The 22,860-nt window shown below is 67.9% G+C and carries 12 protein-coding genes and 2 pseudogenes; 8 read left to right on the top strand and 6 right to left on the bottom strand.

The window, feature by feature from the left end; genetic code table 11:
* Positions 1–9: 9 nt before the first annotated feature.
* Both ACFPIJ_RS46960 and ACFPIJ_RS46955 read right to left on the bottom strand, forming a co-directional pair.
* Positions 10–459, bottom strand: a complete 450-nt coding sequence (locus ACFPIJ_RS46960) for a hypothetical protein (RefSeq protein WP_380125998.1) — start codon at positions 457–459, stop codon at positions 10–12.
* A 785-nt stretch (positions 460–1,244) separates the two neighbouring features.
* Positions 1,245–3,785, bottom strand: coding sequence for a tetratricopeptide repeat protein (locus ACFPIJ_RS46955; protein WP_380125997.1), 2,541 nt, complete (start codon positions 3,783–3,785; stop codon positions 1,245–1,247).
* Between the two features lie 226 nt (positions 3,786–4,011).
* Between ACFPIJ_RS46955 and ACFPIJ_RS46950 the strand changes: the two genes are divergently transcribed.
* Positions 4,012–4,134 (top strand): hypothetical protein, encoded by a 123-nt coding sequence (locus tag ACFPIJ_RS46950; protein WP_380125996.1) that lies wholly within the window; start codon positions 4,012–4,014, stop codon positions 4,132–4,134.
* 267 nt (positions 4,135–4,401) lie between these two features.
* On the opposite strand, the gene ACFPIJ_RS46945 is transcribed toward ACFPIJ_RS46950, so the two are convergent.
* On the bottom strand, positions 4,402–6,960 hold the full coding sequence (locus ACFPIJ_RS46945; protein WP_380125995.1) for a hypothetical protein: 2,559 nt from the start codon (positions 6,958–6,960) through the stop codon (positions 4,402–4,404).
* Positions 6,961–7,482: 522 nt separating this feature from the next.
* On the opposite strand from ACFPIJ_RS46945, the gene ACFPIJ_RS46940 reads away from it, so the two are divergent.
* Complete coding sequence (locus ACFPIJ_RS46940; protein ID WP_380125994.1) at positions 7,483–7,650, top strand: hypothetical protein; 168 nt, start codon at positions 7,483–7,485, stop codon at positions 7,648–7,650.
* 21 nt (positions 7,651–7,671) lie between these two features.
* Here the strand turns inward: ACFPIJ_RS46940 and ACFPIJ_RS46935 are convergent, their stop codons facing one another.
* The gene (locus tag ACFPIJ_RS46935; RefSeq protein ID WP_380125993.1) at positions 7,672–8,226 is read right to left on the bottom strand and encodes a suppressor of fused domain protein; all 555 of its coding nucleotides are present in this window, start codon (positions 8,224–8,226) and stop codon (positions 7,672–7,674) included.
* A gap of 27 nt (positions 8,227–8,253) precedes the next feature.
* Complete coding sequence (locus tag ACFPIJ_RS46930) at positions 8,254–14,736, bottom strand: polymorphic toxin-type HINT domain-containing protein (RefSeq protein WP_380125992.1); 6,483 nt, start codon at positions 14,734–14,736, stop codon at positions 8,254–8,256.
* An 820-nt stretch (positions 14,737–15,556) separates the two neighbouring features.
* On the opposite strand from ACFPIJ_RS46930, the pseudogene ACFPIJ_RS46925 reads away from it, so the two are divergent.
* A pseudogene (locus ACFPIJ_RS46925) lies at positions 15,557–16,079 on the top strand (IS5 family transposase); the annotation flags it as partial.
* 623 nt (positions 16,080–16,702) lie between these two features.
* Here ACFPIJ_RS46925 and ACFPIJ_RS46920 read toward each other — a convergent pair.
* Positions 16,703–17,752 (bottom strand): mannosyltransferase family protein, encoded by a 1,050-nt coding sequence (locus ACFPIJ_RS46920; protein WP_380125990.1) that lies wholly within the window; start codon positions 17,750–17,752, stop codon positions 16,703–16,705.
* Here ACFPIJ_RS46920 and ACFPIJ_RS46915 point away from each other — a divergent pair.
* The 5 genes and pseudogenes from ACFPIJ_RS46915 to ACFPIJ_RS46895 all read left to right on the top strand — a co-directional run.
* Positions 17,751–18,014 carry a hypothetical protein gene (locus ACFPIJ_RS46915; protein ID WP_380125989.1) on the top strand — a complete coding sequence of 88 codons (264 nt, stop codon included), beginning with the start codon at positions 17,751–17,753 and terminating at the stop codon, positions 18,012–18,014. The genes ACFPIJ_RS46920 and ACFPIJ_RS46915 overlap by 2 nt on opposite strands.
* 280 nt (positions 18,015–18,294) lie before the next feature.
* Positions 18,295–19,581, top strand: coding sequence for a hypothetical protein (locus tag ACFPIJ_RS46910; RefSeq protein ID WP_380125988.1), 1,287 nt, complete (start codon positions 18,295–18,297; stop codon positions 19,579–19,581).
* 121 nt (positions 19,582–19,702) lie between these two features.
* On the top strand, positions 19,703–20,887 hold the full coding sequence (locus ACFPIJ_RS46905) for an acyltransferase family protein (protein WP_380125987.1): 1,185 nt from the start codon (positions 19,703–19,705) through the stop codon (positions 20,885–20,887).
* A gap of 122 nt (positions 20,888–21,009) precedes the next feature.
* Positions 21,010–22,371 (top strand): hypothetical protein, encoded by a 1,362-nt coding sequence (locus tag ACFPIJ_RS46900; protein WP_380125986.1) that lies wholly within the window; start codon positions 21,010–21,012, stop codon positions 22,369–22,371.
* A gap of 61 nt (positions 22,372–22,432) precedes the next feature.
* Positions 22,433–22,860: pseudogene (locus tag ACFPIJ_RS46895) on the top strand (nucleotide sugar dehydrogenase); the annotation flags it as partial.

Raw genomic sequence — 22,860 nt, 5'->3', positions numbered from 1 at the left:
GCTGGTCCATCAAAGCACGATGGTCGGCGCCTTGCCGTTCGGTCCTACGGCAAGGACTTCCGCGAGACCGGCACGCAACGCGTCGCGGTCTTCGTGGGTGATGTTGAGGTGCAATGGCAGCTCACGGGGCCACCCAAAGAGGCGTGCGGCTTCCTCGTCAAACACGAGTACAAGGTTCGAGCCGTCGAGACGGGCTGAAGTCACGCCGCCGTACATACATGCGTGGCTGGACATCATCGTTACCAGCTCCTCGATGCCGTCGCCGGGCTGGAACCGGGTTGGCGGGCCGTCGACGACGCAGTAGCCCCAGCTGCGATCATCTGGCTCGTCTGCGAGCTGGAACTCGATGTAGCGCGCGCCTTCTGGTAAATCTATGAAGAGCGCGACAGCCAAGTAGGCCAGGCCAGCCTCTTGCCGGGTGTGTCGCGTCACCTGCGATCGATGGACATCCCAGGCCACTCAAGCTCCTTTCACGGAGGCAGGCACGGCACCGCATCTGTTCTCGTGCACCCTGACCACACATTGCGCGTCGGCCAACGCCGAAACCATCACCGCTCGCGACGGCGGCGACGACGAACCCGCCCCAGGAACTCGGCCAACCGCGGCCGACCGACCCCTCCTGGCCCTCGGGCTCATCCCGCTCGGCGCTACTGCCGTCTACCGACACAACGCGATCATCGCACCGCTACGTTCAGCAGTGGCGCTCGCACTCACAGACACAGCCTGACGCCCACACAGGGGTCAAGCCGAGTCTGCCGAACACACGACTCCGAACGTCACCGACAGATCCAAGAGTCCACCACCCCACGCGCCGTGGTCGAACGGTGAGGGCCTCCGGAGCGTGGCAGATCAACCAAAAGCGCACGACGTTCCGGAGACGGTGCCCCGCACAGCGGGTCGTGCCCGCGATGCGCCCGCCAGCATCTCGCATCGCCGTGGCACATGCGGCCCACACGCCGCACACCATAACCAGGACTATGGCGGCGTTATGGGTGCTGGACGGGCCACTGACCGCCCGGTGTCGGATGCTGGGCCGATTACCAACCCGGTCACCGACGTCTCGAGAGCCTGGCGGCGTGGCTGCCAGTGGAGACCGACACGGCCGCTCGGTGCTGCGGCATACGGTCCAGCGAGACAAACTCTCCGGAGCAGGCCAGCGAGCTGTTAGCAGACCTGCCAGCTATGCCCGCGCTCGCCGACCTACTGGGTAAAATAGTTCAATGTTGCATCAGACGGAATCCTGATCAGCCTGCTTGCTCAAGGCGGCGAAGGCCCTCCACTGCAAACGGCGTGCCGGCCGTCACTTCATCCCGCAGTTCGTCGAGGCGGCCCTGCTCGGCCAGCAGGTCGACCAGCCGTGCTGCAGCGGGCCCGTTGCCGGTGGCGGCGAGGTCGCGCAGCGCCTGCAGGGCCTCGTCGAGGCGGCCCTGCTCAGCCAGCAGGCGGGCCAGCCGTTCGGCGGCGTGCCAGTCGCTGGTGGCGGCGAGGTCGCGCAGTTCGTCGATGCGGCCCTGCTCAGCCAGCAGGCGGGCCAGCCGTTCGGCGGCGAACTCGTTGCCGGTGGCGGCGAGGTCGCGCAGTTCGTCGAGGCGGCCCTGCTCAGCCAGCAGGTCGACCAGCCGTGCTGCAGCGGGCCCGTTGCCGGTGGCGGCGAGGTCGCGCAGCGCCTGCAGGGCCTCGTCGAGGCGGCCCTGCTCAGCCAGCAGGCCAGCCAGCCGTTCGACGGCGAACTCGTTGCCGGTGGCGGCGAGGCTGCGCAGCGCCTGCAGGGCCTCGTCGAGGCGGCCCTGCTCGGCCAGCAGGTCGACCAGCCGGGCGGCGGCGAACTCGTTGCCGGTGGCGGCGTGGTTGCGCAGCGCCTGCAGGGCCTCGTCGAGGCGGCCCTGCTCAGCCAGCAGGCCAGCCAGCCGTTCGACGGCGAACTCGTTGCCGGTGGCGGCGAGGTCGCGCAGTTCGTCGATGCGGCCCTGCTCAGCCAGCAGGCGGGCCAGCCGTTCGGCGGCGGTCCACCTGCCGGTGGTGGCGAGGTCGCGCAGTTCGTCGATGCGGCCCTGCTCGGCCAGCAGGTCGGCCAGCCGGCCGGCGGCGTGCCAGTCGCCGGTGGCGGCGTGGTTGCGCAGCGCCTGCAGGGCTTCGTCGATGTGGCCCTGCTCGGCCAGCAGGTCGACCAGGCGGTCGACGGCGAACCCGTTGCCGGTGGTGGCGAGGTCGCGCAGTTCGTCGAGGCAACCCTGTTCGGCCAGCAGGCCGGCCAGGCGGTCGACGGCGAGTTGGTTGCCGGTGGCGGCGAGGTCGCGCAGTGCGTCGATGCGACCCTGCTCGGCCAGCAGGTCTATGCCAGCGGCTATGAGAGCGCGCCCAAACGAGTTGCGGGGTGTGGCGTCGGCGCGCAGGTAGAGGGCGATGGCGTGGTTTGGTTGGCCGCGGCGTCGGGCGTTGTCGAAGAGGCGGGCGGTGTCGTCAGGGTGGTGGTGGTGGGCGATGAGGGCTTGCCAGACGGGCTCGGGCAAAGCGGCGGTGCGGCAGGTGCGTTGAGCGTGTTGTCGGAGGTAATCGGAGGTGGTGTAGCCCGCGATCAAGCCCATGCTCGCGGGCACAGGGGTGAGGCAGGCTGTAGCGCGGTGGACCGGGGTAGTGGCATAGGCCAGTCCTCGATCCAGCCAGTCGCGTGGCGCGTTGGCTTGCTGGGCTGGGGTGAGGTAGGCGGGGGCGGCGGCTTGCAGGAAGTCGTTGGTGGCGGGTTGGTGGGCGCCGACCCTGTGGGCGTCAAGCACGGCGGTGATGACGGCTTTGCCGTAGCAGTCGTCGTCGGGGGCGTGCTCCCAGCGGCGGATGAGGGCTGGGCCAGCGGCGACAACTTGGGTGAAGCCTGCGTCGGTGGTGTCGAGCGCGATACGGATGCGCTGGTCGGTGCCGGCGAGCGTCTCGCCGCGGCGGCGTTCGGCTCGGCTGAATGTCTCTGGCACCTCGATGAGCTGGGCGAAGCCGAGCAGGTCGCGGTCGTTGGCGTACGGGTCGGGCTGGCCGACGGAGGGCCGGGCGATGCGAATGTGGTACTCGTCGGGCCACAGCGTCGCGACCACGACCGTGCCGGCGGTGATGAGCTGTCGCAGGGCGCCGGCGGGCAGGCCGGTGCGATGGTTGAGGTAGCGCTGCAGCTCATCCAGCCACATCACCGTCCGTGGCGTCGGCGCCGCAGCGTGGGCGTCGGCCGTTGGGGTGTCGGTCGGGTGCAGCAGCCACCACTCCGGCAGCTCGGCGCGGACGGCCTCGTACAGGGCTCTGGTTTTGCCGACCGACGAGCCACCCAGCAGCAGTACGAACCCGCCCTGCGCTGCGGCGGCGGTGAGGTCGGCGCGCAGGTCCGCGTCGAGGTCCCGCGGCACGTACGGCGGCAACTCCTCGGCGGTGCCGGGGAGCTGGATCGCGGCGTGCACGCCGAGCAGCCGCGGCCGGGCCTCCCGCACCCGGACCGCACCGACCGGACGCGGCTGGTGAGCCGTCGCCACCCGCTCCCACGCCGCCAGCCACGGCCGCTGCGCCGCCTCGTCGAGCCCGCACGCGATCAGGAACGTAATCATCGTGTCGCGGGTCGGAGTTGACTTCGCCCTCAAAAGATCGCTCAACGTCGCCGGCGGCAGCAACCGGGGCCGCGCCGCCTTCCCAAGCACGGTGTACGAGCGGCCGGCACGCAGCCGGTCGCAGGCCCGAGCGAACGCTTCGAGGGACTGCACCCCGTCCAGCCCGACCCCGAAGGGATCGGCGAAGGGATCGTTGTCGGCCATTCGGGCGCCTCCCGGCTGTTCGGCGGTCGCACCGAACACTGACGGACCACCGTAGACCGCCACCACCTTCGGCGCGACCGCCGAGGTCACCCAGACCGGCGACCCGCAGCGCCGTTCGGCTTCCTTCGCACCCCATGCCGAACCCCGTAACCCGGCGCTTCCCTCGAAGACGTCAACACGGGAGACCGGCCGGCTCCCCACCCGTCAAACCTGCTGGGAGCCACCGATGCCCAACGAGCCCAACGAGCCCACCAACCCGACTTGGCGCGAGAAGCTCACCCTCGCCGCCGTCCGCGGCACCATCTCCGGCGCCACCCGCGCACTCATCACCTGGATCCTCGAGCACTGAACTCCCACGCTGGCCTGGCCCGCTTGAAACGGGCCGGGCCGATGTGGGAGCCACCCGAGGAATACCGCATGTTCGAATACATGCACTCCACCAGCAAAACAGGAATCTCTGCATCAGATGCAACAGGTAAACGCTGATCGCCGAGCCGCTGAGCTGGCCTAGTCCTAGATCCGCCTGTGTGGACGGGCAGTCCCACGTATGGCTGTTTGCAGCAACGTTGCTTCTGGGAGAACAGGCTGCTGAGCACGGTGACGGCCTGCCCACCGTCTACGTGAGCGGCAACAACGCGTCACGCGGCTGATAGTGCAGCAGACCGTGGAGGGCTTGTGCTGCGCCGCTAGTACCAGCAGCCACCTCGTCTCTCAGCTCATCGATGCATTCCCCGCTCGCCAACAGCCAGACCAGCGACCTAGCGGCGTTCTCGTTGCCGGCGTCGGCGCGGGTGCGCAGCAACTGCAGCGCGTCCTCGACGCGGCCCTGCCTCGTCAGCAGGTCGGCCAGCCGGTCGGCGGCGTGCTCGTTGTCGGCGTCGGCGCGGGCGCGCAGCTCATCGAGGCGTCCCTCCTCCGCCAGAAGATCGGCCAGCAGGTATGCGGCGTCCTCGTTGCCGGCGTCGGCGCGGGTGCGCAGCAACTGCAGCGCGTCCCCGACGCTGCCCTGCTTCGCCAGCCGATCGGCCAGCTGGTATGCGGCGTCCTCGTTGCCGGCGTCGGCGCGGGTGCGCAGTTCCTCGACGCGGCCCTGCTTCGCCAGCAGGTACGCCAGCTGCTGGGCGGCGTCCTCGTTGCCGGCGTCGGCGCGGGCGCGTAGCTCCTCGACGCGGCCCTGCTTCGCCAGCAGGTACGCCAGCCGGTCCGCGGCGTGCTCGTTGTTGGCGTCGGCGTCGGCGCGAGCGCGCAGTTCCTCGAGGCGACCCTGCTCCGCCAGCAGATCGGCCAGCCGATAGGCGGCGTGCTCGTTGCCGGAGTCGGCGCGGGTGCGCAGCAGCTGCAGCGCGTCCTCGACGGGACCCTGCTCCGCCAGCAGGTAGGCCAGCCAATTGGCGGCGTGCTCGCTGCCGGCGTCGGCGCCGGCGCGTAGCTCCTCGACGCGGCCTTGCTTCGCCAGCAGGTAAGCCAGCCGGTCGGCGGCGGGCTCGTTGCCGGCGTCGGCGCGGGCGTGTAGCTCCTGGAGGCGACCTTGCTCCGCCAGCAGATCGGCCAGCCGGTAGGCGGCGTGCTCGTTGCCGGAGTCGGCGCGGGTGCGCAGCAGCTGCAGCGCGTCCTCGACGCGGCCTTGCTTCGCCAGCAGGTAAGCCAGCCGGTCGGCGGCGGGCTCGTTGCCGGCGTCGGCGCGGGCGTGTAGCTCCTGGAGGCGGCCTTGCTCCGCCAGCAGATCGGCCAGCCGGTAGGCGGCCCTCTCGTTGTCGGCGTCGGCGCGGCCGTAGAACGTGAAGGCGTGGGTGGGTTGGCCGCGGCGGTAAGCGCTGTCAGCGAGGCCGAGGGTGTCGTCGGGGTGGTGGTGAGTAGTCAGGGCGTGCCATGCGGAGTCGGGCAAAGTGGTGGTCCGGTGGGCGCGTTGGGAGTGTTGGTGGAGGTAATCGGCGGTGGTGTATCCGGCGATGCTGCCCATGCCGGCGGGTGCGGGGGTGAGGCAGCCGGTGGCGCCGTGGACGGGGGTGGTGGCGTAGGTAAGGGCTTGCTCGAGCCAGTCCGGTGGGGCGGTGGCCTGCTGGGTTGGGGTGAGGTAGGCCGGCGCGGCGGCGGTCAGGTATTCACGGGTGACTGGGTGCTGGGCGCCGACGCGGCGGGCGTCGAGAGCGGCGGTGATGACCGCTTGGCCGTAGCAGTGCTCAGCTGTCTCCCATCGCTGGATCAGTGCCGGGCCGGCGGCCAGGACCTGGGTGAAGCCGGCGTCGGTGGTGTCCAACGCGATCCGTAGCCGCCGGTCGGTGTTGGCGAGGATCTCGCCCCGGCGGCGCTCTGCAGTAGTGAATCGGTCTGGCACCCGCACGACGTGAGCCAGGCGGAGAGTCTCCCGGTCCTCGGCGTGCGGGTCGGGCTGGCCAGCTGCAGGGCGGGCAGTACGCCTGCTGTATTCGTCTGGCCACAGGGTGGCGACGATGACCGTGCCGGCGGTGATGAGCCGGTGCAGGACACCGAGAGTGAGTCCTGCCGGGTGGTTGAGGTAGCGCTGCAGTTCGTCGAGCCACAGCACCGTGCGTGGTGTCGGCGCGGCGGCGTGGGCGCCGATCGCGGGGATGTCGGCTGGGTGCAGCAGCCACCACTCCGGCAGCGCCGCCCGGACCGCTTCGAACAGCGCCCGGGTCTTGCCGACCGATGAACCGCCGACCATCAGCACCAGGCCGCCGCTCGCCGTGGCGGCGGTAACGGCGGTGCGTAGGTCCGCGTCGAGGTCTCGCGGCACATACGGAGGCAGCTCGCCCTCAGCGTCCTCGACCTGGATCGCGGCGTGCACGCCCAGCAGCCGCGGCCGGGCATCCCGCACCCGGACCGCACCGTCGGGACGTGGCAGGTGCGCGGTGGCAACTCGTTCCCACGCCGCCAGCCATGGCGCTTGTGCGGTTGCGTCGTTGAGGCCGCACGCGATCAGGAACTTGATCAGCGTGTCGCGGGTCGGCGTCCCCTTCGCGTTGAGCAGGTCGCTGAGCGTCGCTGCCGGCAGCGAGAGCTTGGCGTAAGAGCGGCCGGCGCGCAGCCGGGCGCATGCTCGGGCGAACGCCGCCAGGGACTGCACCGCGTCCACGTCGACCCCGAGGTGATCGGCAGCGGGGTCGTTGTCGGCCATTCGGGCGCCTCCCGGCTGTTCGGCGGTCGCATCGAACACTGACGGACCACCGTAGACCGCTACAACTTTCGGCGTGCATGCCGAGGTCACGACCAGCAGTGCTCTTCGGCTTCCTTCGCACCCCATGCCGAACCCCGCGACCAGGCGCTTCTCTCAAGGCGTCAACGGGGGAGAGCGGCCGGCTCCCCACCCCGACGAATCACCGGGAGCCACCGATGACCAACGAACCCATCAACCAGACCTGGCGCGAAAAGCTCACCCTCGCCGCCGTCCGCGGCGCCGTCTCCGGCGCTATCCGCGCACTCATCACCTGGATCCTCGAGCACTGAACGCCACTATCCGCCCGGCCCGCTTCACGCGGGCCGGGCCTGCGGCACAGCGGCCGCGCCCAGGCGGTGTACACGGACTGAACTTCGTTAAAACGCACATAATGTCACTTATGGCGTTAGCTGATGTAAGTGGCACTGCTCAACGAGCAGTTGTTCCTAGTGGCCTACGGACGCGTCTACGCCAACGATGGCGCGATGACGTCCGGGGGGTCGACGGGAAGACTCCCGACGGATGAGTCTGGACACGATCCGGCAGATCGTCCACATCCGCGACTACGTCCAGCACTCGAACACCGACGCCAAGCCCTTCACCTGGATCGCGACAGCCGAAGAGATCCTCGCCAAGATCCGCTGGATCCAGACCAGCGTCAGGCAACTCGTCGACAACAACGCGAAGTAACAACACCAGAGTCACACGACACTAGATCGCACCCGGGAGGCGAGTCGGGTCCCAAAAAGACACTCGATTCTCTTTCCAGTGCCGCGTCAGCGCATCAACGCCATGCGACTTCTTGAAATCTGCCTCGTATTTGAAAATGGGTATTGCTGTAAAAAACTCAACACGGCCTACTTTTGAATCAAGAGCCGCCAACGCGGAATGCTGATGCAATGTAACGAGAAAATTCAGTTCGGTCCCACTCCACAAAGGACCGCCCATGTCCCAGGTACTTCCGTGGCGGACATCGTTCCCACCCGCCACCACCGTTGCTGCCAGGTTTGCGAGCGGCAGGCAGATAGGATCCATATCCGGTATCAGTCCTACAAAAACCTCCGCTCTATTTCCATGCGCGTCAAGACGACCCGAAACTCCATAGGTAGCATATACAGTCGTACCACCCGTCCGTGAGCTTAGATCCCATTTAAATACCACGACCTCTAGCGATGCGCTGGAAAATTCCTGCACAAAACTTGGCGCACCCCAGCTGGCAATGTAGTGTTCTCTCACTTCATCAATGCTCGACATTTTATCCCGCACAATTCCATATTATGATGTGATCAATGACTAATGGAGGTCTCTATACAGAATGGGTGGATGCCATCCCGTGAACAATTCCTTAGCACCCTTCGACAGATTACAGGGAGCACAACTGCCTCTCAAATTATCCTCCCTATTCACACGATTACTGCGAGTAGCGATGTCGTCAGCATGCCCTCCCGTGATCCAATCCAATTTCAATGAAATAACATGATCAATCTGGGTCGACGGCCGCTCACCGCAGTACACACATACCGGTTCATTCGTCAGGATGTGATTCCGCATCCCCTCCTCGACCTCATAATACTGATCACGATCATACGGCGGGATGCTGCAACTTGCGGCACCAGTATTGTGCACGAGAACCGCGGTAAGCCCCGCGAGCACATAGTACGTGTGGATGGTGCTGACGGTGAGGTTGAACATGGTTCTGGCGTCGGGGTAGTTCGTTCGGGCCAGAACTTCGACGGTGGAGCCGTTGACGGTTTGGAGTTGTTCGCCGGGGTTGAGGGTTTCGGCGTGGGTCCAGGCGTGGCGGGTGATGCTCCAGAACGGGTGTTCCTGGGTGGTGTTGATGACGGCGCTGGTGCCGTCGCCGGTGGCGACGGTGAGGTCGGTGAATTCCTTGTCGTTGTTGACGTGCAGTTGGGTGATCTCGTGGGCTTCGGTGATGCCGGCGACGGGGTCGGTGGCGAGCACGACGTCGCCGACTTCGAGGGTTTCGATGGGTCTTGTGGTGCCGTCGGCGAGTAGGACGAGTGTGCCGGCCTGGAAGCTGTTGCCCCCGCAGCCTGCGACCGTGCCGGCAATGTCGGCCGCCGTCGAGGCGGCGTCGGCTACGTCGGCTGCAGCTTCGAGGGCCTTGAGGGCTTTTGAGCCCTTCATCCAGCCTTTGACGCCGTCGATGATCTTGTTGGCGAGGTCCCAGATTTTGTTGACGAGTTTGATGCCCTGTTTGAAGCGGATGAGGTACTTGAGGCCGATCTTCGCGGCGAAGGCGCCGATCAGTGCCGGCAGGGCATTCATCAGCGTTTCGGCGCACGCACCCATGTCAAGGTTGGCGATGCAGTTGAAGCCGGCGGTAATGCCGAGTTCGTCCAGGACGACCTTGCCGAGGGCGAGGGCGGCGTCGATCGCCTGTTGCTTGGCGGCTGCTGCAGCTGCCGCGGCCTGCTGCGCCTCCAATGCTTTTTGGTCGGTGGGGACGCCGTCGCCGCCGTTGTTGCCTCCCGGTCCGGGTTTGTTCTTGACGCCGGTGTTTTGGCCTGGGTTCTGACCCCAGCCTCCGCATCGGTCGGCCGGGCACAGCCCGCTCGGGTCGCTGCTGGTGGTGGGGTTGTTGGCGGCGTAGACGTAGCCGTTGATCTGTTGCGGGTCGGCGAGGTCAGTAATCGAGTCGTCGGAGATGAACCGGCCGGTGGTGGGTTCGTATTCGCGGGCGCCGAGATGGGTGAGTCCGGTGGCGTCGCGGGTGCCGCCGACGAAGCCGTGAGGGTTGGGCCAGGCGGGGTCGGTGCCGCGGGGGTTGCCGAACGGGTCGGTCTTGCGGCGGGTGACGGTCTGGCTCACCGCGTCGATGGCGAGTTGTCCGGTGCCGTGGTGGTCTGCGGCGAGCCAGGTCAGTCCGGTCGGGGTGCGGCTGGCGACGCCGTAGTAGCGGGTGGCGGTGACGGTGCCACCGACTTTGCGCAGTTCGTAGCCTGCCAGGTACACCGTCGCCCCGGTGGGGTCCTTGGCGACGAGGCGGGCACCGCCGGCGTCGTAGATGTAGCTGCTGACGCCGGTGCTGTCGGTGACGGTGGCGAGGTGGCCTTCGCTGTCCCACCGGAGATCCTGGGGGTTCCCGGCGATGTTGCGCGTGTACATGTTGCCGGTGTTGTCGTAGATGTAGCTGTCGGTGCCGGTGCTGCCGCCGCTGGTGGCGACCTCGGTGAGGGTGTGCCGTTTGGCGGGGTCGAGATACTTGTAGTCGCGGATGGTGTCGCTGCCGCCGCTGACGGCGTGGCGGGTTTCTTGGGTGCGGTTGCCGTTGTTGTAGGTGCCGGTGCCGTTGCCGTACTTGTAGGAGGTCCAGTACGGGTCGGGTCCGCCGACTGTGCCGCCAGTCTGGGGGGTCTGGCAGGTGGCTGTGGTGGTGGTCCAGGCTTCGGTGAGTTGCTGGAGTTTGTCGTAGGTGAAGCACTGGTTGGACACGACCGACGGGTCCGGGCTGCCGAGGGTTTCGGTGATGTTCAAGACGTTGCCGGCCTGGTCGTAGCCGTAGCGTTCGGTGAGCCGTTCGATCCACGTGCCGGGGTTGGCGGCGTTCTCGGTCTCGGTTTTGCTGCTGGTGAGCCGGCCGGTGGTCTCGTCGACGTCGGTGGTCTGCAGGACCCGTTTGTTGCCGGTGCCGAGGATCTGCTGGTGTACGGCGCCGAAGCTCCAGTAGCTCGTCTCGGCGATGTACGTCTGCAGACCGGTCAAGGTCAGTGCGTTGCCGTTGTTGTCGTAGGTGCTGGTCAGCGTCTCCTCGGGCAGGCCGCCCGCCGCGGGGTATTTCAGTGTTTTCGTGGACCCGTCGGCGTTGTACTCCATCGACGTGGTGTAGGAGCCGCTGGGCAGCCATGGCATGTTCAGGCTGGACGGGATGTCCGTGGTGATGCTCAGGGGTCGGTAGTCGTCGTCGTAGCTGGTGACGGTGGTGGTGAACGTGTCGGTGCCGTTGCTGCCGGAAACGTACCGGCTGGATGAGGTCAGCTGCCCCTTGGCCACCGTGTCATACGTCCACGAGGCCCGTTTGAACCCGCCGGTGCCGGCCCCGTCGTACAGGCCGACGGCGCGGCCGAGTTCGTCGTACTTGACGGTCGTGCTGTTGTTGCTGGGGCGGGTGTCGGTGACGGTGGTCGGTTGGCCGTTCAGGTCGTAGCTGGTGGTGATGGTGCCCTTGTCCGGGTCGGTGGTGGACTTGACCTGGCCGAGGAGGTTGTAGCCGGTGGTCCAGGTGTTGTTGGACTGGTCCTTCACCTCGGTGAGCCGGTCGAGCCGGTCGTAGGCGTAGGTGGTGGCGTGATAGCTGCCGGTCGGGGTGCTGTTGAGGTACTGCCGCAGTTCGGTGGTCTTGCCGCGGGCGTTGACGTAGGTGGTCGTCGGGGTGCCGCCGGCGGGTGGTGTGACGGTGGTGGTGTTGCCCGTGTACTCGAGGGAGGTCTCCCACTTGAAAGTGTTGGCGGCGTACAACGCGTCTTTCGTTTGCCGGCCGAGGCCGTCGTACGTGTACCGGTGCTGGTTCTTCACACCGGAGTCGGTGTCGTTGAACTCGGCGAGCGCGCCGGACGGTGCGCCCACATTCCAGAACGTGGTGGTTTTGGCGGTCAGGCCCCGTGCGTCGTACTTGGTGTCGGTGACGATCCGTCCGCCGTTGGCCTGCGGCGCCGGGCTCTGGTGCTGCCGGGGGCGCAGGTTGCCGTCATACACGTCGTAACTGGTGATCACATTGTTGTTCGGGCCCAGCACCGTTGTGGTGACCGAGGTCGGCGGCGACCCCAGGCCTGCGTACAGCGTGTACACGTAGTGGGTGTCCGGGGCGCCGTTGGCGTCGCGGTTGAGCCACACGTGGGTGAGCCGGCCCAGCGGGTCGTAGACCGCGTTGGTGGTCTTGCCGTTGGCGTCGGTGACCGTGATCGGGACACCACGGGCGCCGTCCGACGTGACGGTCGTGAGGTGATCGAGCGGGTTCTTCGTTTTGGTCGTGATAACCGGCGCGTCCGCAGCGGGCAGGTACTCGATGGTCGTCTTGTGCAAATCGTCGTTCATCGGGTCGCGCGTCCACACGATCCGGCCGTAGCTGTCGTAGCCGATGTTGGTGCTGTTCTGCCAGCTCAGCACCGGATTCGACGGCACGTTGGCAACGCTCTGCAACGCATCGGCCCGCGTGACGAGGCCCTGGCCGACCGGTCCGGTACCGGTGGTGTTGCCGTCGTAATAGGTGAACGTCCCGGCCAGGTAGTCGCTGCCGGCTGCGGGGATGCAGACGGCCTGGCCGTTCTGCACGCTGAGCTTGGTCTGCAGGGTCTGTCGCTGGTAGTTGACGTGGTAGCGGCCGTTGCCCGGGTCCACACTGCGGTCGGCGTAGGTGATCAGGGTGCACCGGTCGTCGGTCGCGTCGGCCTCGTCACCGTAGTCAAGGATCTTGGTCGGCAGCGTGTAGCTGTCGGTTTCGGTGATGGTTTTCGTCGACCGCCACCCAGACCCCGTCGGAGTGGTGATGAGGGTGCGGGTACGGGTCTCGGTCTCGGCGAAGTTGTTCGCGACCAGACTGCCCATGCCGTACGCCAGCGGCCGGGACGCGACCGTGCCGTAGCCGTAACTGTGCAGCGTCGAGGAGAACTCCGCCCCGGCGAGGAATGACGTGTCCTGCCGCACCTGCCCGCGCAGCACGTAGTAGTCGATGGTGGTGTTGCCCCACGAGTCCTCGATGGTGGCTGACCTGGTGCCGCCGGAGGCGTCGGCGCGGTCACCGTGCAGACCCCGGTAGTACCGCGCTGAGGACACCGTCTGGGTGCCGCCGACCGGGCCGGTCGTCGTGGTCACGTCGCTGTACCCGCGCCAGTCCGACCACGACCGCCGCGACAACGGCGCCGTCTCGGACGGGTCGTGCCCCCACAACACCTTCGTCGAGGAGTGCTCGACGCTGTAGCCGTAACTGGTCAGCACCGGCGGTGCGGTCGCATCGGTCATGTCCGTCTGCTGCACCGCGGTGACGACGTACTTGTGGAACCAGCCGAACCCGGCCGTGCCGCCCTGCGGCGCCCAGTACTGCGGGAAGCACCGATAGATGTTGCTGTTCGCGCTGCCTGTCGGGATGCTCGTCGGGCTGCAGTCCGTTCCCGCGTAGTACACCGTCAGCAGGCCACCGACGCCGTTCTCGATGGTGCTGAGCCGGAACCGGCGCAGTTTGAGCACACCAGCGGAGAGGTTGTAGTCGACCCGGTTGTCCAACGCCCCACCGCCGAACGCCATCGGCGGCTCCGACAACGGCGTACCGTTCTTGTACCCGGTGTGCTGCAGCCCTTCCAACCACAACGCGGCCGTGTCGCTCGTGCCCGGATTCAGGAAGTCGTGATCGAGGGTCCACTGGTCAACGGTCTGATACGTGGGCGGGCTCGCAGCCGCATTCGTCAGCACCTTCGTGGTGACCGCGGACAGCCGCCACTGCATGAAGAATCCCGGACTGGTCTGGTTCGGACACGACGTCGGTGTCACCCCACAGAACTGGTCCCACGGCACGTCGAGCGTGCAGTCGCCGGCGTCGCTGCACCGGCTGTCGATGCTGAACTCGACCTTCATCGGCGCCGGCTTCCCCGCCGCACCCTCCGAACCCTGCCGGGTGCCGTACTCGATCCGCACCGGGTACACGTTGGCGTCATAGTCCGCCGGCAGACCGGTGTTGTTGTTGCGCCCGTACCGGCCGGTCGTCTTCTGGTAGAAGATCGTCTCGCTGTTGCCGCGCGGGTCCACGATGTAGTCCAGGTTCCACCGGTACGCCTGCGCACACGACGACGCCGCATACCCACCCTGTGCCGACGTCTTGTAACACGGCTCCCCGCTGTTGTTGCCGTACACCGGCACGATCCCCGTCGAGTACGTCTGCACCGCCGTCGGGCTGTAGGCACCGCCGTGACCGAAGAAGTACTGCGTCCCGTCCGGCGACATCACCTGCCAGTACTCGCCGTCATTGTCGAAGTTGACCGCGCCGGTGTACTTACGGAAACTCCACCCCTTGTGGGTCGCCGACTTGTACTCCCCCGTGAGGCTGTCGCGCACCAGCTGCCCCGACACGCCATCCATGACGATCGAGATCGGCTCATTGTCACCGTTCGCCGACGTCCAGCACAGATCACCGGTCGCGTTACCGTCGTCGGCACAACCGCGGTAGGACCGCTCGATGTAGCCCAGGCTCAGGTCCCAGCCGTCACCGACCCACGACGCCTGCGCGTTCGTCGCCACCGTCTTACCGTCCAGCCCGCCGGAGCTGTACTGCAGTTGCAGGGTCGGCGAGGGACCACCCAACGACGGCGGCACCTTCAACGGCACGCTGTAGCTGAAGTCACCCGACGAGCCGCCGTGCGACCATGACCCCGCCGGTGTCAGCGACGTCTTCGACCAGTCACCCGCCTGCGAAGCACTGCCCGACGTCAACGCCAACACCACGCCACCAGAACCGGCAGCAGTACCGGCAGCAGCAGACCCCGACCCGTCCACCGTCGACGCGCCAGCGACCGCTGTCGAGTCACCGGTCAGCGGCACACTGTCCGCCGACACCCGCTTCGACACCGGATTGTTCACCGACCCCAACGGCGTCTGCACCTGACACTCCGGCAACGCCGGAGTGCTCACCGCGCACCCCGGCAACGACACCAACCGCAACCGACCGCCGTAATCACCGCCATACCCCGTCGCGAACGCGGCATAGTCCAGATCCAGACCCACCGCCGCGGACCCCGCGTCCCCGTCGGCACGCGCGACGGTCAACACCACACCCTTGACACCCAACGCCGCAGCCGCGTCCTGGCCAAGCACCGAAACCTGCACCTGCGACACCGCCACAGCCGCAGCCTGCGCCGCCTGCTCCCCCGCAGTGCGCGGCTCCGACACCGGACCACCCGGCCGCACCACCACCGGCAACCCACCCGGCGCCACCACAGCCCCCTGCTGCTTCGCCTGAGCCTGCGCCGCCCCAGAAACCGGCACCACCGCCGACCCAGCCACCGGCCACACCGGCACCGGCACCTTCCCCAACGCCGCCGTATCAGACTCCACCGCCGGCCGAGCCCGGCCCGTCACACCAGACACCGCCACCGACCGCTCGTCAGGATTCACCACCCCCGACGGCTTCACCGGCGCGGCATGAGCCGGAAGCGCCACCAGCACCGGAGCCAACAACGCACCCGCCGACACTGCCGTCAACCACCACCAGCCCCGGCCACGCCCCAACCCGCGCAGCGAGAACCCGCCCCGACGACCCATGCCTGCCTCCCCGCAACGATCAAGGAGCCAAACAGTAGAGATCACCGACGATCCTGGGAAGAAAGCTGCAAGACCCACTACGGGCCGTCACCACGCACCCGCAATGTCCCCGTACGACGGTTGCCCATTTCGGACAATGCAGTGACCAGCATCACATGAGAGAAGCACGCGGCGTCACGATGAAGCCAAACACGTCAATTGCCAGCTGGCCACCAGCGAGCGTCTCAAAGTGGTGGCCGGGGAGGTCACGGCGTAGCGGTGATCGATAACAGAGTCCTCCGGTAGATGGTTCAGCGACCAAGCAGAACTTCATACCGGAGACCTCGTGGCCACCTTATCGGTGACGAGGCGGCACGACCTGACCGACGCGCAGTGCGCGGCGCTCGCGCCGCTGCTACCTGCGCAGCCGTCGCTGGGTCGCCCGCCGAAATGGGACAGACGACAGCTCAGCAACGGGATGCGCTGGCGCATCCGGGTCGGGGCACCGTGGCGGGACGTCCCGGCCGAGTACGCACCCTGGCAGACCATCTACGGACTGTTCCGCCGCTGGCAACGTGACGGCACCTGGGACACCGTCCTCGCCGCCGCGCAGGCCACCGCCGATGCCGCCGGTCGCATCGACTGGGGCGTCAGCGTCGACTCCACGACCAGCCGCGCGCACCAGCACGCCGCCGGCGCCCGCCACAACGGCCACCTGCAGAAGGAACCACCCGGCGGCGTCCACGACGAACCCGCCGACCACGCACTCGGCCGTTCACGCGGCGGCCTGACCACCAAGACGCATCTGGCCTGCGAACAGGGCCAGAAACCCCTCGCGCTGCTCATCACCGCCGGGCACCGCGGAACAGCCAGCTCGATCACACCGGCCGCAAAGCAGGTCGCGGCGACGGCGGTCGCGACGATGAGGACGGTGAGGGAACCGGCGTCGCGGACTCCCACAATGACGCCCTTCCGCTGGGCGGAACCACGACGGGGCGGGCGGCGCGGCAGCGCCGCACATGACACACGGCACGGGTGCTCCTCGGGCGCTCCACCGCTATTGGACCTGCTGAACTCAGGCCAGCCATAGCAGCACGGCGATCGATTCGAAAGCACCCCAATTCGGACATAGAGCCGACTAGTCAGGCTGGACGCGACAGGATACGCACGCTGAAGCTAGCTCTTAATCTGCGGGTTGTAGGTTCAAGTCCTACGCGGCGTACGGGATTTTTGAGAGGCCCCTGCTTCGCGGCGGGGGCCTCTTGCCATTGAAAATCCCGATTTCCCGCGCACGGCTGCGCCGCGCTCCCCAGTGGGGGAGCTTCGCTCCACCCACACCCCCTCAAGACCGTGCCGGGGTGCACGCCGGAGCCACAAGTGTTCGAGTTTTCGCTGCGGCGTCGGTGCCGGGTCACGCCCGGCGGATCCTGGCGACCGGCTCAGCACCTGTTCGGCGACAGCGTCGCCAGGCGTCCACCACAAACGGCACGGCTCAGGCGATCCAGCCGCCGTGTAGGTAGAAAGCCAGCAGGGAGCCCTGCAGCGTCAGACCGGCGAATACGTACACGCGGCTGATCAGCTCGACGCGGGTCAGCACGGCGAGGGTGAGGAACATCGGAAAGACCTCGAGCACGTGTCGGGCCACCGACATGAGCCGCTCGTTGGGCTGGGACATGACCGGGAAGCAGATGAGAAACAGGATCTGCGTGAGGGCGAGCAGCGGCAGGGCGAGCTGGTCGCGACGCACCTTCCATGGGCCGACGACGGACAGCACGAGCAGCGTCAGCATGAACAGGACGGCGCCGAGGCCGAGCACGTTGACCTGCCCGGTGGACAACGGGATACGGGAGGCGGCATTCGCCGATTCGATGACGGCGAACCAGGGGGCGTGCAGCTCACGGAACCAGACCTTCTGTGCGTGCATGAACGCGAGCGCGTCGTCTTCCGCGAGGTACGTGTAGGTCATGTAGGCGAGCAGACCGCCCGGCACCAGCAGCACGGCGAGTGCGTCGGGGCGAAGCTTCCAGCCGCGTTGGCGGACGTACTCGAAGACGAACGGCACTGCCAGCAGCAGCCCGGCCGACCGGGTCCCGGACGCCAGGGCACACAGCGCCCCCGCGACCCACCAGCGACCGGAGCGCATGGCGGCGACCGCACCGACGGCCAGCAGCAGGAACAGCGAGGAGGGATACGGCGACAGCAGGAAGAAACCCGTCGGGAACGCCGCCAGGCACCAGCACGCCCGACGCGCGACGGTCGGGCCGAACTCCCGCTCGGCCAGCCGGTGCAGCAGCACGTAGGTGCCGAGCAGCGCGAGAGCCGACACCGTCAGTGCCGCGTAGAGGGACGGCCCGGGCACGAACACGTCGAAGCCGCGGACAAGCAGCGGGTAGAGCGGGAAGAACGCAGCGATCCGCCCGTCGCCCCACCGGGCGGCGTAGCCGTCGTCGGCGATCCACTGGTACCAGCCCCAGTCGTACTGGCCCCAGGCCATGAACAAGGTGTGCGCCGACAGCACCTTGCCCTCGCCGATACGTGACATGACGGTGAGCACGCAAGCAGCGAATATGCTGGCAAGCCAGACCGACCCGGCCTCGCGCAAGGTTCGCGCCGCGTCGGTCGCGCACCACGCCCGCCACCGGTGTTTCCACGGCCCCGGCCGCCGGCTGCGCGAGAGCTGCTCCACGGCCGGGGCCGCCGCCGGTCGCGGCACGCTGGATACGGCAGGCGAGGTCAGCTCTGCGGATGCCGTGCTGGTGGGTCCCGATGGCGAGGAACTCGTCATTGTTGGCATCGTACGGTAGTGCGATCGTCGAGACTTGCCCGTACATAAGGGGTTTCGGAGATCTTCGCGATGGTGCGGTTTCCATACAGCTCGACGCTCCGGAAACGAGTCGTCCGGCGGCACCGAACCTTTCCGACCAGGGCCTACGCATTTCCTCTGAAGAAGCAGCGCCGATGACCCGGACGGTCCGGCTGCCACCCGGTCGGTGACCGACGACGGCGGCGCGCCGGGTCAGTCAGTTGCACCCAGCGTCACCGCAGGCGTAGACCGCCGGCGGGTGCGTCCATACACTCGTCGCCGTGACCTGGTCTACCGCAGCCACGCCGGATGCCACCCCGGATGCCACCCCGGCCGCCACCGACGCGATCCCCGCTCAGCGCCGGCCCTCGGACGGCGACACGCTGCCCCCGGCGGCGCCCGGCCGGCTGGACCGGGTCCGCGCCTGGTACGGCGGCTCGCTGCTCGCCGGCGGGACCGCGTGGCTGTTCTGCATGCTCAACGCGATGGTGCTCACCTACTTCGCGCACCTCATGAGCACCAAGCCCGTCAGCTGGAAGGTCCTCGTCGGGGCCTGGGGCCAGTGGGACTGGGGCTTCTACCGGATCATCGCCACCGACGGCTATGACGGGATGTACACGCCGGAGGACACCCGGATCGCGGCCTTCTTCCCGGTCTACGGGCTGCTGGTCCGCGGGTTCGACTTCGTCGTGCCCGGGCCGCCCGTGTTCGCGGGGCTCGTCGTGTCGAGCCTGGCGCTGCTGGGCACCCTGGTGGTGCTGCACCGGCTGGTCGCCCGGGAGTTCGACGAACGGACCGCGCAGCGTGCGATGGCCGTGCTGGCCGTGTTCCCCACCGGATTCTTCCTCGTCGCACCGTATCCGTCCGGCCTCATCCTGCTCCTGTCCATCTCCTGTTTCTCCGCGTTGCGGGCCGGGCGCTGGTGGGTGGCGGGCCTGCTCGGCGCGCTCGCGTCGGGCAGCCGGGGGTCCGGCCTGCTCCTCGCGGTGCCGTTCGCCTGGGAGTACCTGCGGCAGCACGACTTCAAGATCCGCCGGATCAGGGCGGACGTGCTGGCGATCGGATTGGTGCCGATGGGCCTTGTCGCCTACGCCACCTACACCTGGTCGAAGTACGGCGACGCGCTGGCGTACAGCCACGCGCAGGAGAAGTGGGGCCGGCACTTCGCAGGGCCCTGGGTGGCGATCGGCGACACGATCAAGGGTCTGATCAACACGCCGATCTCGACCAACTCGGTCAACGTGCTGAACCTGGGCTCGGTGGTGTTCGTCGCGGTGCTCCTCGTGCTGTGCTTCGTCGGGCCCTGGAAGCTTCCCCGGCACCTGTTCGCGCTGCCGCTGCTGGGCGTCGTGCAGTGGCTGTTCATCGTCAGCTTCCCGGGCTGGCCCGAGCCCACCGGCCGGCTGCCGTCCGCGTCGCGTCATGTGCTCGAGATCTTCCCGGTCTTCATCCTGCTGGGCCGGGTGATCGTGCAGGCGCGGCTCTTCGCCCGGGCCTATCTCTACGTCGGCCTCACGTTGCAGGGCGCACTGACCGTGTTCTACCTCAACGGCGGGTGGATCGCGTAACCGTGTCCGTGCCCGGTGCGGGGGCTGGGCAGCCTGGCTGATGATCAGTTGTTTCGCGGATGGCCGGTGGCTAGATTGTCCCGGCCCGCCCCCGTCCGGTAAGGAGTCACCGTTGGCGTCGATGACGTATGAGGAGTTTCGCGCGCTGCGGCGGTTCCCGGCGCTGGACGGGCTGCGTGCCATCGCCGCGCTGATGGTGGTGATGTTCCACTTCGGCGGCAAGGACTGGCGCTGGCTGTCCGGCCACAGCGGGGTGCACATCTTCTTCGTGCTCTCCGGCTTCCTGATCACCACGCTCGCCCTGCGCGAGGAGGACCGATCCGGCCGCATCTCCTTCGCCGACTTCTACCTGCGGCGGCTGTTCCGGATCGTGCCCGTCTACCTGGTCGTGGTGCTCGCCATGGCGATCTACTTCGCCGCACCCGGGCAGTGGCTCAGCGACCTCCACGGCGGTATGCCCTACTACCTGACGTTCATGAACGAGTTCAGCACGGACGGCACGTTCACCATCTCCTGGACCCTGGGCATCGAGCAGAAGTTCTACCTGGTGTGGCCACTGGTCGCGTTCGCCGCCGGGGTCATCCCGCTCGGCCGGCGGATCGGCGTGACGGTCGGGCTCATCGCCGCCGCCGCCGTCGCCGCCACGCTCAGCCGCGACCTGTACATCCACTACATCCCGATCCTCCTCGGCTGCCTGCTGGCGATCCTCGCGCACCACCCGCGCGGATTCGCGATCATCCGGCCGCTCACCCACCCCGTCACCGGCACCGTGCTCGCCCTCGGGTTCATCGGCGCCCAGCTCGCCCTCGACGCGGCCAACCACGCCTTCGGCGGCGTCCGGGTCATCCCGTGGTACGCGCTGTGCGTCGTGCTCATCCTGCCCGGCCTGCTCGCCCGCACGCCCGGTGCCAGGCTGCTGTCCACCCGGGTCCTGGGCTTCATCGGCGAACGGTCCTACTCGCTGTACCTGCTGCAGGTCCTCGCCGGTGCCGCCGTGTTCTGGCTGATCAAGGTCGGCAACCAGCTCCTCGGCACCGGGTTCGTGCTCAACTTCGGCAACACCCAGGCACTGCTGGTCGCCATCGTCTCGCTGGTGATGGCCGACGTGCTCTACCGCCTGATCGAACAGCCGTTCATCAAGCTCGGCCGGCGGATCACCACCTGGCGTCAGACGCGGCGGAAGGCGAGCGCCGCGGACCGCTCGGCGCCGGCAACCGCCCCGGCCGACGCCGGCGTGGCGAAGCCGGCCCGGCACCCCGCCGCCGAGCCGGTGGTCATGCCGCCGGTGCGGGCCGCCGGCGGCTGAACCGGGCCCGGCGCCCGGCCAACTCGCCGGGGCCGATCTGCCGGCGGCGGTGGTACTAGGATCGGCGCGACCGTCGAGGGCGAACCCCGACGGTCCCGCCCCGCCGCGTTAAGGAAGCAACAGTGACAGCCAGCGCCACTGCCTCACCGGAGCATGTTGACGACACCCCGCCGCGCTCCGCCGGTGGTCGTGTCACCGCGCTGCTCGCGACGCTCTTCCCGGCACCGGCCCCGTCCACGCCGACGCGCTGGTGGCTGGGCGTGCTCGCGGGCGTCGCCGCCGTGGCCGGCTCGCTGGGCCGGATCGGCGGGCACGGACCGTTCGACACGGTGTGGATCGAAGACGCCGCGGTGTTCCTCGACCAGGCGCTCAACGAATCGTGGAAGGACACCGTCTTCCGCCCGCTCAACGGCTACTGGCACATCGGTCCGCGGGCGCTGACCGAGGTGGCGGATCTGTTCCCGCTGGCATACATGCCGGCGGCGATGACGGTCCTCGCCGCGATCATGGTGACCTGCTTCGCGTTCGTGGCGTACTTCGGCAGCCGGACGTTCTTCGACAACAAGTGGCTTCGACTCACGATCGCGGCGCCGGTGCTGCTCGTCCCGGTCGCGCAGAGCCAGATCCAGGTGGACCTGGCAACGCTGCACTTCTCGGGCCTGTACGCGATGTTCTGGCTCTGCTTCTGGCGACCCGTCACGCGCACGGGCACGATCGCCGCCCCGCTGGTCACGACCTATCTGGTGTTCAGCAGCATCCTCAACGTGCTGTTCGCACCGCTGCTGCTGCTGCGGGTCATCGCGGTGCGGGACCGGGCCACGAGACTCATCGCCCTCGCGTACACCGCCGGTATGGCGCTCCAGGTCGGCGGGGTCGTCACCGGCTACAACCAGCGCGTGTCCGGAGAGCCGAACTACGACCCGGTCCTACTGCTCAGCGAGTACGTGCGCTTCGTCCTGCCGCGTGCCTTCTTCGGTGAGTACTGGGCCGGTTACAACACCATCCGCCCGCACTGGTCGCTGGTGGTCGCCGCCGTCCTGATCCTGCTGGTCGCGTTGTGGATCGCGGTGAAGCGCCTGAGCCGTCCGGCGTGGCTGCTCGCGGCTGTCGCACTCGTCATGAGCGTCGTCAACTTCGCCACCCAGGTCGGCTCGATGGGCTGGATCGAGCCGCGCTACGTGGCCGTGCCGGCCCTGCTGCTGTACGTGGCCGTGCTGGCACTGATCCGGCCCGACGCCGGCAGGTCGGCATGGGCCCCCGCCGGTCGGGTCGCCACGGTCGCCGTGGTCAGCTTCGTGCTGCTGCTCGGCGCGGCATGCGCCACGAACTACCGCAGCGACTCGTTCCGCAGCACCGGGCCGTCCTGGCGCTCCGCGATGCACGACGCCGACGTGGCCTGCAACGCCGACCTGAACCTCAAGTCGCACCGGTGGACCCACATCTGGTGGTACGTCAACCTTCCGTGCAAAGACTTCCGTCGATAGTTGATGGGCTCGACCGGCGCGGACGCCGGCAATGAGACCCGGTTTCCTGGAGGGGCAGCGCGTGTCAGACGATAGTGCATCGGCAGGCTTCACGACCGACGTCGTGGTGATCGGGGGGTGCGGCCGGGTCGGACTACCGCTCGGCATCGCCATGGCCTCCCGCGGTCTGCAGGTGACCCTGTACGACATCAACGCGGCTGCGGTCGCGGTAGTGAACGAAGGTCGTCTGCCGTTCGACGAGGACGGCGCGGCCGAGCCCCTCGCGACCGCGGTCAAGGACGGCAGGCTCGTTGCCAGCACCGACCCGGCGAGTGTCGCGTCGGCTGAGCATCTCGTCGTGATCGTGGGTACGCCCGTCGATGAGCACCTGAACCCGAACATCGGTGCGGTGCCGGCGGCGATCGAGCGGTGCGCGGAGTACCTGCGCGACGGGCAGTTGATCGTGTTGCGCAGCACGGTGCATCCGGGTGTCACGGCGTTGACGGAGAA

This window comes from Dactylosporangium cerinum (assembly GCF_042653625.1).
Lineage (GTDB): Bacteria > Actinomycetota > Actinomycetes > Mycobacteriales > Micromonosporaceae > Dactylosporangium > Dactylosporangium cerinum.
Note: the sequence above shows the minus strand (reverse complement) of the source record. Positions and strands in the feature narration are given on the sequence as shown.